Origin of the sequence: Vagococcus martis (assembly GCF_002026305.1) — a bacterium.
Taxonomy (GTDB): Bacteria; Bacillota; Bacilli; order Lactobacillales; family Vagococcaceae; genus Vagococcus; species Vagococcus martis.
The window spans coordinates 1,334,951-1,347,063 of record NZ_MVAB01000001.1 but is presented as its reverse complement, the minus strand read 5'-3'; the positions used below and the strand labels follow the sequence as shown (position 1 = coordinate 1,347,063).

Here is a 12,113-nt window from a genome sequence, read left to right as displayed (position 1 = left end):
GCTCTTAAAAGACTGCAAACCACTATTTGAGAAGACTTTTATTGTTTAAATGGATCCATATATTCTCGTTTAGTTATACAATATCTCTTACTCTGTCATCACTTCTTGTTCTGGAATATATTTTTGTATTGTCTTTTGATTTAAACCTACTGTGCTAACATAATAGCCTTTCGACCAAAAATTTCTATCTCCATATTTATATTTCAAATTTCCATGTTGCCCATGAATTAGCACAGCTCTTCTTCCTTTTAGAAATCCCATAAATCCTGAAGCTGATTCCTTTGGTGGAATTCTTACTAGCATAGGTATATGATCTGACATTGCATGAACCTCTATTATTTCGACATTTTTCATATCGCATAATTTTCTTAAAATTTTACCTATATCTTTTCTCAATTCCCCATATATCGCTTTTCTTCTATTATTTTGGCTCTTTGTCAACTACTGTTGGTAAGGATTAATACGTTAGAATTTAAGATCTAGAAAGCATTTAGTTTTCTAGATCTTTTTTGGTGCTGTAAAGGCAGATTCTTTTAAACAAATTGATAGTCGTAGCTTAAAATTATAAAAACTTCTCATGCCATAGGCATTACGCTTAACGACTTTAATGTGGTTATTCATACATTCTAATGGACCGTTTGAATAAGATGTTTCAAAGGTGTTTTTTATTTCTTCTCGATATTTTTTAAATGTTTTGAAAACAGGAATAAACTCTTTAAATCCTGTTTGTTGATTAATTAATTCCAAAAATAAAGAATAATCCTTTGTTTGAATCGCTCTTAAAATTTGTTGATAGGTGTTGTAAGCCTCTGTCAATTTAGAATCATAGGTAAGTAAGCGTTCAAGTAATTCTTTTTCAGAAAGATACGCTTTAAAGGATGGACGCCAATGCTGTTGGATATAATCTAATTTGTCATAACTTTTTTGAAGTAATTTCCAATACTTTTTAATTCGTCTATAGATAACCCCGTTATCTTTACATTTTAATTGAGTCATTATTTTAATCCGTATCTTTTGAAATGCCCTGCTGAGATGTTGAACGAGATGAAATTTATCTAAAACGACTTTAGCGTTAGGGAACACTCGTTTAGTTAAAGTAATGTAAGGTTGATAGATATCTGAAACGACATATTTTACTTGTTTTCTATTAGCTAGAGAGAAGCCATTAAAATAATTCTCAATTTTTGGTAATCTTCGATCAGGTAGAATATCAATTAATTCATTTGTTTCACCGTTCATCATAATAAAACTCATTGAACCAGCTACTTTTTTAACAGATTTAAATTCATCAAAACATAGTACAGACGGAAGTTCATAACTATACTTCTTAATCGGTTCATACCACTCTTTTAATACGCGAGAGACAGTTGAAGTTGAAACGCTCGTTTGTTTTGCGATATCACTCATGGCGTGTTTAGAGGTTAACTGTTTCGCAATGAGACGTTTTAAATTATTAGAAATAGAGTTGTTTCTAGAAACAAAAGGGGTATCTAAAACAAAAGTCGTATCACATTTTTTACAAAAGAAACGACGTTTCTTTAATCTAATATAAGTGACATATTCAGAAACACTAGGCATTTTAATTAGGCTAGTTGTATATCCCCATTTAATAATATTAGAGTGATTACTTTGACAATGCGGACAGCACGTAGGAGATTCTTCTAAAAAACCATGGAATATCCGAGAGAAAACGCCTTTTATTTTTTCAGTAGATAAACAATTTTCATTAAAAATAATATTTAGGTCTAGTATATTTAAGATATCTTTGATAGTCTGTGAATATGACATGTGGTATCCTCCTTAGTTTGTTTTTTCGCAATTTCATTCTAACGGATATCACATGTTTTTGTGTACAAAAAACTGTCGGTAACTTGTGTTACCAACAGTAAAAATTATAGAGCCATTATTTTGGGGTAAAGACTAAATGATACTTACAATTCCATCTTGTATGTGATAGACTTTTATCGTCATTAGACATAAAGAAACTCCTTTCGATTCTCTTATAGCGGTTGGTAGCCACTATTTAGTATATCGAAAGGAGTTTCTTAACGCTAAAGCTATTTCCTCCACACGCAATACGCATGGTTTTTTTGTGGCTGCACACTACTTCGTGTTCAACTGACTAAAGTCATTAATAAAAAATCGTGTTGATAGAATTTAATCTATCAACACGATTTAATATAGAATTAAAATTGAACTCTCAAGATAAGGAATTTGTGGAACTCTCTAATGAATTAGTATCACTTACTGATTTTTTATTTATATCAACTTCTAGTTGTTTATACAATCTCAAAAACTCATTTTTTAAAGTCTTATCGGAAACTGAATCAATACTTTTTTTCAAATCTTTTAGCTTAGAAGTATCAATATTGCTTTTTAACGTAGTCCTCTTACTATCTTCATAATAACTAGTAATTTCTTCCGCTATATTTGTCATTTTTTCTTTATCATTAGCACTTAAAGAATAACTAGCGGATATAGTTGTTGATCTAGTTTCTTTTTTACTAGTTGAAGAAACAGTCATATAATAAAATACTACTCCGCAAATGATAACTAACAATAATACTATTATCCAAAAATTATTTTTTCCTTTTTTTTGCCTAGATTCATTTACACGCTGATGATTTTCACTACCAAGAACATTTTCCTCAATTGTAATGTGTTCATCTGTTGTTTTATTATCTAATTCATTTTGATCGTTCATATTTATTCATTCCTAGCTTCTTTTTCTTTTAAATACAGCTACTAGAGAACCTAATGCAACTGACATTAATCCTAGTCCAGTTAGATTTTGGTTTAATTCACCTGTTTTAGGTAGTTCATTTTGTTTATTTACTTCATTTTTTGAAACTTTAGTAACAACTGTTTCTTTTTTAACCTCTTGTTGAGTACCTGCTGGTTTAGAAACTAATGTATTCTCTGCTTTATTATCTTCAGATGGCGTTGCTTCTGGTTTGTTTGTTACATCTTCTGGATTTGAAGGTGTTACAATTGGATTATTTGTTACATCTTCTGGATTATCATTATGTAATCCATTTTGTTGGATTTGTTGCTCAGCATTAGCAATCACTGCTGCTACTGCTTCTGCATCTACTGCTGATACAACTTCACTTAAATAGAAAGTATAATCTTCAGCAGTTAGTAACCCTTCATTATACCATGCAAATAATTGATCTTTGGCATCTTGTTTAATTTGCTCTAATGTAGCAGCTACTGCACCATCAATCTCTGCTTGAATTCCTGCAATAATATTGTTTACTTCATCAGCTGTTGTTGCATTATTAATCGCATTTAATCCATTAATATATTGATTATCATTGATTTGTCCATAAGATAACCAGTTAAATAATTGATCTTTGGCACTCTGTTTAATAGCATCTAAATCAACATGTAATCCATTTTGTTGTGCTTGTTGCTCAGCATTAGCAACCACTGCTGCTACTGCTTCTGCATTCGCAGCATTATTAATTTCATTTAAGTAGAATGCGTAATCATTTGGAGTTAATAAACCTTCATTAAACCATCCTAAAATTTGATCTCTCGCATCATCCTTGATTGTTGCTAAAGTTTGAGCAGTATTTGCTTGAATAATTGATTCTACATTTGCAATTGCTTGTGCTACTGCTTCTGCATCCGTAGCAGCAATAATTGCTTGTTGTGCATTCATATAAGTAGCATCATCAATTTGTCCATAATTCAACCAATTAGTAATTTGTTGTAGTGCTTCTGCTTTAATAGAAGCTAATGCAGCTTCTGGTGTCCCATCTGTAGCCATTTGTTCCAACACTTGATTCATAATAGCAGTAATGTCAGCACTATTTTCTGCAGCTGATAAATTAACCATTGCATTATTAAATACTTCAAAACTAATCATATTATTTTCAATGAAATATTGTAATGTAGATACTGCATTGTTATAATCTGCAAGGAAGTCTTTGTTTGTTTTTTCTTTTGATGCTGGTGTTTTCTCTGATTTAGTTGTTGGCGCTTCTTCCTTAGTTGCTGGTGCTGCTGATTCAGTCGTTGGTGCTGCTGATTCAGTCGTTGGTGCTGCTGATTCAGTCGTTGGTGCTGCTGATTCAGTCGTTGGTGCTGCTGATTCAGTCGTTGGTGCTGCTGATTCAGTCGTTGGTGCTGCTGATTCAGTCGTTGGTGCTACTGATTCAGTTGTTTCTTCTGTTGCTCCTTTGATTGCTTCTGCATTAGAAACAAATGGAGCTGCATATGTGCTTACTAAAATGGCAAGTAATGATGTTGCAATTGTTTTCTTTTTCATTTTTTATAACTCCCTTTTTTATAATTATTGGTTACAAAGGGTAGTTTATCATCTTCAAAAAACGTAGTCAATAAATAATGAGATGTTTTTTCATAAATAACGCACATTTTTTTCTTATTTTTTATAATACCTTGACTTATTTATGTTAATCCTGAGAATAATAGCAATAAATAACTTCACATTTTCTTCATATTTTACTAAAAAAGAGCATATTAGTGTATTAGCTACTATAACCATGTAGCAATTTACACCAATACCCTCTTCAAATATAAAATAATTTAACTATTTAATTACTACAAAATTCTACTTCCCTTCAAAAACAACTTTTTCTGGCAGTTTATAATTTTCAACACTTTTTCCATCAGCAAGTAAGGCTTCTTCAAAATCTGCAATACTCAAATCAATTTTCCTTGAAAGATCAAACACAATATGTAACATATCATGAAAATACATAGAATTTCCTTGTTCGAAGTACTCTTTATATTCTTTTGAGGTGTTACCAAACCCTGTTTTTTCTTCAAATTTATGCGATTCTTTTAAATAAATTGAAAAGTTTTCTTTTGTATAGGTAGCAAAATGGTTGAAAATTTCAATTGCTAAACATAAATCTTGATACCACAAGTCGTAACTTTTTTTAGCTAATCCACCTTTTGCTTCTATTAAATGAAATTTATCATCACGTAAATACTGTGTGATTAGCATCTCAATATTTAAACTAATACCTGTATATGATACATCATTAAACTGGAATTGCTTTAAATCTTCCAGCTCACCAATCAAACTTTGTGGGGTGAATTGTCTGTTTTCCATACTCTTATACACTTTTTTTTGTTCAAACATACTATTTCCTCCTACAGCTTTATTTTACTCCTTCATTATAACCCACTACTAACAAATCAACTACTTATATCTTTTCCTTTGACCGGATATTTTATCGCATTCTTAATTAATTTCTTTTCAATAATATCATCTATATCAAACCCTAATTTATCAGCTAAGGTATATGAGTAAATCAATACATCAGCGAGTTCTTCTTCTAATCGTTCTGTCTGCTTTAGCGCTTCTTCATTATCTAACCATTGAAACAATTCTAGTAGCTCACTTGCTTCTAAAGATATAGAAATTGCGAGGTCCTTTTCTTTACTATTATGGTGCCAACCTCTTTCATTTCTAAATACATTAATTTTATCCATTGAATTCATTATTTATTCTCCTTATTATGTCTTTTTCCTATTATAACAAATAATAAAAAAGCCTAGCCAAATTTTAGCGCCCTCTAAAATTTAGATTTTTGGTCTAACTTTTTTAGAGGGGGGACGCTTAAAATTGACTAGACTGTTTCAATTAGTACTTAACCAATACTTTTCCTTCTTTATCTTTTACAAGATGCACATCACATATAAAAACATCCTGCGGCGCAAAATACTCACTCGAAAACACAATTGTCAGTATATTTAATGAATCATTTTCTCTGATATTTAAGTCCTGAATACCATCTACTATCTTTTCTTTTAGTTCTTCTAAAACAATTGACAGTTTACTTTCATCACTTAGTTTCTCTTCTACATTTTTTAAGAACAAGTCATAGTTATCTTTAGTTACAAATAGGTGTTCTAACTCACTTATCATATTACTTCCTCCCAATAAATAATCTATGTAACAACTGTACACCTAAGTCATGACAAAAAGTAGATGAATATTTGAAAGTTTATAGGAAAGCAAAAACACATAGCATGTTTTTGCTATGTGTTTTTGCTTATTTTTAGCGGTGAATATAAGTATAACCAGATGCACTAATTGTTTGTGAGTTAGGTCCTGTTGGAGATGAGAACCCTGTACCACCTTGCGAAATCGTAATAGTGTTGTTAGCTGGATTATATGAATCAACATAAGCAACGTGTCCGTAAGAACCGTCTGCTGTCCATTGTCCTCCAACAGATTGACCTGCGGCGAATACGACAACTGCTCCTGTTGCTGGAGTTGAGTTGACTGTGTAACCATCTGCTGCTGCTGACGCTCCCCATTGAGCACCATTACCCCAATAAGTTCCTACCCAAGGAGCGACACTCTTAACATACCATGTACATTGACCAACAGCATACATATTACCTGAGCCTGAATGATCTACTCCTCCACCATTAGACGAAGTACTTCCTGATGGTGAACTAACTGGCGCTGAGTTTCCAGAAGAAGATGTACTATCAGTAGTTGGTTTTTCAACTGGTTTACTTTCTTGTACTGGTGCTTCAGAAGAAGTGGCCGTACTATCTGATGAGTTATCAGTTTTTTGATCTTCAACTGGTTTCTCAGCTTTTACTGCCGTTGCTTCAGCTGGTTTTTTAGATGAATCTTGTTGAGCTTTTAATACTTTTATTTGAGCAGCTTTTGCTTCTTCTTTTTGTTTGTTTAATTTAGCTTTATCACTTTCAGCAGTTGCTTGTTCAGCAGCTAAACTTGTTTTCAATACATTTAACTCAGCTTGTTGAGCAGCAAGAGCATCTTTTTGACTTTGTAACTCTTGATAAGTCGCTGCCATTTCGTTTATTTTTTCTTCATTTTCTTGAATACTTTGTTCAACTGATTTTTGATCTTGCTTTTGTTGTTTAACTAAATCATTGTTAGCATTAACAATTGTGCTCATAGCATGCACACGGCTAATAGCATCTGATAATGAATCAGCTTCTAATACTGCACTAACAAAGTTAGTATTTTGATCATTTGTTTGTGCATCTCTTGCTTGTTTTTGAATCGACTTTTCACGTTTGGCAATTCTTACTTTAAGTGTACCAATTTTTTCTTGTAATTTCTCAGTATCATTACTTAGTTCAGTTTGTTTTGCTTCTAATGATGCTACTTTTTCATTAACAGAAGCTACGGTTGATTCTAATGCATTGATTTCTGCTTGAGCTTTATCTTGTTGTCCTTTTAAGGCATTAATTTTTTCATCTTGTTGTTTAATTTGAACATCAACAGAATCTGCCAATGCGATACTTGGACTAGCCACAGCTGTTAATGCAATTGAGCAAACCATAATGGTTGATAAAATATTTTTCTTCAATTTTTCTTCCTCCAACGAACTTATCTAAATTTATATAAAGTAATTTCTATTTTAATAATTTCCCTTTTCTTAACGACCTATTCATTCTAACATAGCCATATGTCAGATAGATAAAGGAATTGTTACAAAAACATTTCATTCCACTCGCTCTATCAGATTAATATATTTTTATAGACCGTTTACGATACATTATCGTTCATTTTTAATGTATTTGTTCAACTTAATAAATAATAAAAAAGTCACCAGCAATATGCTAGTGACCTAAGGAGTTGTTTATTCATTTTGTTGCTGTTTATATAATAAACCTAATTTATGTTTATTTTTTTGTTCCATATAGAAATTTTTATGAATCTCTTTTTTACTTAAATACTTTAAATCTATCGTTGTTTTCCATATATTCTTTTTCTAATGCTGGTGATTCAATCGATCCAACGACTAATTGAGCACGCAATTTCCAGTTCGATGGTATATTCCATTCGTTCGCAACTTGCTCATCAATAACTGGATTATAATGTTGTAAATTAGCACCAATATTTTTTTCAGTTAAAGCAGTCCACACGTTTGATTGAGTTAAACCACTCGCTTGTTCTGACCAAATTGGGAAATTCTCTGCATATAGCGCAAATTGTTCTTGCAATCCTTTTACAATATCTGTGTCCTCAAAGAATAAAATAGTTGCTTTTCCTTTTGCGAAGCTTTTTAATTTTTCTTTTGTATTTTCAAATGCCTCAGCTGGTGTTAGCGGTTCTAATAATCCTTCTGTCATACTCCATAATTTTTCATGTGCATCATCGAATAAAAACACTACTCGTTGTGTTTGCGAATTAAATGCAGTCGGTGACTCTCTCACTACCTCTGTTACCAAGTCTACAATTTCATCATTAGTTAGTGGTGTATTTTTTCCTAAATCATATATCGAACGACGTTGTTTTAATAAATTTACAAAATTTGACATGTGTTAATCAATCCTTTTTATTTATTTGATGTTTATACTATAGCAACTAACATTAAGTAAGTAAAATTATATGCTTACTTTATATAAGAAAAAAAACAGCCGAAATATTTCGACTGTTTAGTTAAACTATTTTTTTGGATATAATTTCATAAAGTAATGTTTTAACATCGGTGGCGCAATCAATGTTGTTAGAATAACTGAAATAATAACTGTTGTGTAATATTCTTGAGAAAGTAGTCCTGTTGCTAATCCTGTTGTACCGATAATTAGTGCTACTTCACCTCGTGACACCATACCTGAACCAACGGCAAGTGAAGAGTGATTATCAAATCCTGTCATCTTCGCTCCTAAGAAGCCACCAAATAGTTTAGATAAAATAGCTACGATTGTACAAGCAACTAAGAATCCCATTTGACTTAGTACCCCATCAAACGAAATGCTTATGCCTACACTAACATAGAAAAATGGTACAAATAAGGCATTCGCAATCGGATCAACTGTTTGCTCAACTTCATGTTGAAAAGAGGTCTGTGAAATAAATAAACCAGCTAAAAATGTTCCGATAATTCCTGCCATACCTAACATTTCACCAAAATAAGCAAAGCCAAATGCAACAATTAATGCTGCAGCTGTAACCGGTGCTGTTACTTTAAACCTTGAAAATAATTGCAAGAATTTAGGCACAATATAGACACCTACTACAAAAGCCACAACAAAGAAAATAACTTTTTTTAGTAATAATAACGGTACTGATGTACTTGATGTATCTTCCCCCATAAATGACATAACAAATGCTAAAAGTGTCACAACTAAAATATCATCTACCACAGCTGCTCCTAAGATGGTGGTTGCTTCACGAGTCTGCATCATCCCCATCTCTTTTAAGACTTGTACAGTAATACTAACACTTGTTGCTGAGAAAAGGACACCTAAAAAGATTCCTTCATTGAACGAAAATCCGAATAATTCTCCCATAGCAAATGCACTAGCAAATGGGATAAGAATACCCAAGACTGCTACAGCAACTGACGGTTTCCAGTTTTTCTTTAGCTGTTCTGCGTCTGTTTCAAGTCCTGCAAGAAACATCAGTAATAATACACCTATTTCCGAAAACTCTTGAAAAATAGCTGAGTCATTTACCCAACCTAAAACAGCTGGACCAATTACTATCCCAATAAGTAATTTCCCTAAAACAGCTGGTTGTCCAAGCCGTACAGATAAATGCCCTGCTACCTTCGTTGAAAATAAAATTAATACAATCGTCAATAATAATTCCATATGTCATCCCCTACTCTTTTTTCTACCTACAATAATAAATCTATCAGACTATTTCATCCCTTGTAAAGATTTATCATATTTTTTAATGCCGATATCATAAAAAACCCCTTTTATAAAAAATAAAAAACGAATCTTACTTTTTTCAGTTCAATATAATCGTAATCGATAATTTTTTGCGTGTAAAACTATCTGATATTAGCAATAATGATAGCATAAAACACAAATAGAATGTTTTAATTCTTACCTGTAATAGTTGCTAAGAGCCTAAAAATCGTGTTAATAGACGTTAATCTAGTAACACGATTATTCACATATTATCTGTTAATTATTTAAATTCTAGCAATTGATAAACACCTTAAAAAAGGAAATGTTTATTCTAAGCTTCATAATCTAAAATAGTTTTTAAATGACGGCTAATAAGAGCATATGCTTGAATTTCTCCCCAAACTTCTTCAGTCATAACGTACTTACGAGATAATAGTTTAGGAGATTTGACATTATCATCAAGCTTTTTATAGAATCGATCAAATTTTTTCATCTTTGGTTCAGCCCATTTTTTAAATTTATTATCTTGATCTGCTAGCTCATCCCAACGATCTGATAATTCTTCAAGTTGTTCTTCAAAGGCCACATAGTCTTTTTTACGAATTTTTTCTTTTCCCTCTTCGTCCTCTGTTTCACTTAAAATAGTATCGACATCATCCATTACTGTTTCTTCATCATATCCTAAAACGTCGTCGTCATATTCTTCATCATAATCATAATCTTCGTCATAATCATAATCTTCATCATAATCATAATCTTCGTCATAATCATAATCTTCGTCATAATCATAATCTTCATCATAATCATAATCTTCATCATCATTTTCAACAGTGACTTCTTCTTCATCCGCATAATGATAGCCTTGATCAAGAGAATCTTCCAATTGAATTAAATCCAACGTATCAGACTTCTGTACGTCAAGATTATCATCATCCACCATGTCTACTGGATCAAAAACAGGTTGTGTTGGTATTTCAACCTCAGGTAAAACATCATTTTCTAAAGCTATAGAAGAGAATGTTCGATCTGCTATCGAGGTTGATGAGTAACTAGATTGTTTCAATTTAGCTAATTCTTTTTCTAAATCAAACACTCTATTAGCTGCTGCTCTGTAATTATTTTCTAATCGATTATAATTGTCTTGCCATTTAGACTGAGTTGATTCTTGTGAGTCCATTAATTGATTCACTAAATTTTGCTGTTTTTCTAAACGTTGAGATAAACGTTGGATTTCTTCATTTTTTGAATAAGTCAAATCATCAAACTCTTTTTCTCTTTTAGAAAGTTGATATTGATATTCTTGAACGGCTTGTTGATGCTCAAATGTTAATCGTTTCATTTCTTGTTCTTTTTGATTTAACTCATCGCTCAAATGTTGAACCATTGTTTGTCTCTCAGATAACAATCGATCTAGTTTATCTTGTTGATCTTGTAATCGTTCTTTTTCAGCAATAAGTTGCTTTTGTTGCATTTGAGCTTCTCTAATAGCAATTTGACTTTGTTGCTCTAGCTGAGATAGTTCTGATTCTTTTTCTTTTAATTTTTTGGTTGCATCACGTAAGGATTCTTGGACTTGCTCCTCAAATTGTTGATTTTCCGTAATTACCATACGTAATTCTTCATTTTCAATCTGAGCTTGCTGATGTTTTTGTTTCCAAGACTCGATACCTTGGTCTAGTTCAACAGTTAATTCACTAACCCTATTTTTCAATTCAAGTACTTCTGATTTTTTTAATTGTAATTGCTGTCTGAAGTCAATTTCGTTGTCCTGATAAGAAATAATTTTTTGCTTTAAAGCATCATTTTCTTGACTAATATGAGAAATTTTCATTTCGTATTCACGTTGAGTCGTTTGTAAATCCATTTCAAATGATTTCATTAATTGTGAATTTTCTGCCATTTTTTGCTCTAATTCATAGATTCGTTGTTGTTTATCCAATAAATCTTCGCTATCTTGAACAGTACGTTCTCTTATAAATAAATCTTGGGCAACAGATTTGTCCTTAACTATATGAGTGCTATTATTTATCTCATCATATCTATCATAATCCATTGCAACATTAGACGCTCCTAACTGATTAGCTGTTTGGTTTTCAAGAATACCAAATTGGTCATACGCCTCATTCATTGCTGTTTTAAACAATTTAGGTGCGTTCATTTTAATATTTCTAATTTGAGTATTTGAATACAATCTACTTGCATCAAACGTTACCAATAATTCTACTTTTTCACGCGTTGTATAGTCTAAAAAAACACGTTCAATTGGATACAACGAAAATGTGTTTTCCCAACTAGCTAAAAATAATTCAACTGCTTTACTAATAATTGATTGGGATAATTTCACTTTACGATTTGACCATTTTAACAATAATTGATTCTTCTTTGTTGCTATGTTCTGAACAGGTAATAAAATAACGCTCTGTTCATCTGGCTTTTTTGTTTCATCTTGATACAGTTGAACATCTATATCAAACTCCTCTAAAGGCATAACTTCAAACTCC

At 31.8% G+C, this 12,113-nt stretch carries 10 protein-coding genes and 2 pseudogenes; all 12 read right to left on the bottom strand.

Features of this window, described 5'->3' with window-relative positions; translation table 11 throughout:
• Window positions 1–38: 38 nt before the first annotated feature.
• Window positions 39–420 (bottom strand): annotated as a pseudogene (tnpA, locus tag BW731_RS06585) (IS200/IS605 family transposase); the annotation flags it as partial.
• A gap of 78 nt (window positions 421–498) precedes the next feature.
• On the bottom strand, window positions 499–1,788 hold the full coding sequence (locus tag BW731_RS06580) for an ISL3 family transposase (protein ID WP_079346698.1): 1,290 nt from the start codon (window positions 1,786–1,788) through the stop codon (window positions 499–501).
• A gap of 118 nt (window positions 1,789–1,906) precedes the next feature.
• Window positions 1,907–1,978: pseudogene (locus BW731_RS12520) on the bottom strand (IS200/IS605 family transposase); the annotation flags it as partial.
• 222 nt (window positions 1,979–2,200) lie between these two features.
• Entirely contained in the window at window positions 2,201–2,704 is a 504-nt protein-coding gene (locus tag BW731_RS06575) for a hypothetical protein (RefSeq protein ID WP_079346696.1), read from the bottom strand.
• A gap of 12 nt (window positions 2,705–2,716) precedes the next feature.
• The gene (locus BW731_RS06570; protein WP_079346694.1) at window positions 2,717–4,276 is read right to left on the bottom strand and encodes an LPXTG cell wall anchor domain-containing protein; all 1,560 of its coding nucleotides are present in this window, start codon (window positions 4,274–4,276) and stop codon (window positions 2,717–2,719) included.
• A 303-nt stretch (window positions 4,277–4,579) separates the two neighbouring features.
• Complete coding sequence (locus tag BW731_RS06565; protein ID WP_079346692.1) at window positions 4,580–5,116, bottom strand: hypothetical protein; 537 nt, start codon at window positions 5,114–5,116, stop codon at window positions 4,580–4,582.
• A 56-nt stretch (window positions 5,117–5,172) separates the two neighbouring features.
• Entirely contained in the window at window positions 5,173–5,478 is a 306-nt protein-coding gene (locus tag BW731_RS06560) for a nucleotide pyrophosphohydrolase (protein WP_079346690.1), read from the bottom strand.
• A 142-nt stretch (window positions 5,479–5,620) separates the two neighbouring features.
• A complete protein-coding gene (locus BW731_RS06555; RefSeq protein WP_079346688.1) occupies window positions 5,621–5,905 on the bottom strand; it encodes a hypothetical protein in 285 nt (94 codons plus the stop codon).
• Between the two features lie 133 nt (window positions 5,906–6,038).
• Window positions 6,039–7,334, bottom strand: coding sequence for a CHAP domain-containing protein (locus BW731_RS06550; protein ID WP_079346686.1), 1,296 nt, complete (start codon window positions 7,332–7,334; stop codon window positions 6,039–6,041).
• A gap of 358 nt (window positions 7,335–7,692) precedes the next feature.
• Window positions 7,693–8,289, bottom strand: a complete 597-nt coding sequence (locus BW731_RS06545; RefSeq protein WP_079346684.1) for a nitroreductase family protein — start codon at window positions 8,287–8,289, stop codon at window positions 7,693–7,695.
• A gap of 126 nt (window positions 8,290–8,415) precedes the next feature.
• A complete protein-coding gene (locus BW731_RS06540; RefSeq protein ID WP_079346682.1) occupies window positions 8,416–9,567 on the bottom strand; it encodes a cation:proton antiporter in 1,152 nt (383 codons plus the stop codon).
• A gap of 376 nt (window positions 9,568–9,943) precedes the next feature.
• The gene (locus tag BW731_RS06535) at window positions 9,944–12,100 is read right to left on the bottom strand and encodes a coiled-coil domain-containing protein (protein ID WP_079346680.1); all 2,157 of its coding nucleotides are present in this window, start codon (window positions 12,098–12,100) and stop codon (window positions 9,944–9,946) included.
• Window positions 12,101–12,113 lie beyond the last annotated feature (13 nt).

What these genes read in the sequence shown, in the direction of transcription:
- BW731_RS06580 (WP_079346698.1), bottom strand. Translation starts at nt 1,788, where the DNA reads ATGTCATATTCACAGACTATCAAAGATATCTTAAATATACTAGACCTA.
- BW731_RS06560 (WP_079346690.1), bottom strand. Translation starts at nt 5,478, where the DNA reads ATGAATTCAATGGATAAAATTAATGTATTTAGAAATGAAAGAGGTTGG.
- BW731_RS06540 (WP_079346682.1), bottom strand. Translation starts at nt 9,567, where the DNA reads ATGGAATTATTATTGACGATTGTATTAATTTTATTTTCAACGAAGGTA.
- BW731_RS06555 (WP_079346688.1), bottom strand. Translation starts at nt 5,905, where the DNA reads ATGATAAGTGAGTTAGAACACCTATTTGTAACTAAAGATAACTATGAC.
- BW731_RS06570 (WP_079346694.1), bottom strand. Translation starts at nt 4,276, where the DNA reads ATGAAAAAGAAAACAATTGCAACATCATTACTTGCCATTTTAGTAAGC.
- BW731_RS06545 (WP_079346684.1), bottom strand. Translation starts at nt 8,289, where the DNA reads ATGTCAAATTTTGTAAATTTATTAAAACAACGTCGTTCGATATATGAT.
- BW731_RS06535 (WP_079346680.1), bottom strand. Translation starts at nt 12,100, where the DNA reads ATGCCTTTAGAGGAGTTTGATATAGATGTTCAACTGTATCAAGATGAA.
- BW731_RS06575 (WP_079346696.1), bottom strand. Translation starts at nt 2,704, where the DNA reads ATGAACGATCAAAATGAATTAGATAATAAAACAACAGATGAACACATT.
- BW731_RS06565 (WP_079346692.1), bottom strand. Translation starts at nt 5,116, where the DNA reads ATGTTTGAACAAAAAAAAGTGTATAAGAGTATGGAAAACAGACAATTC.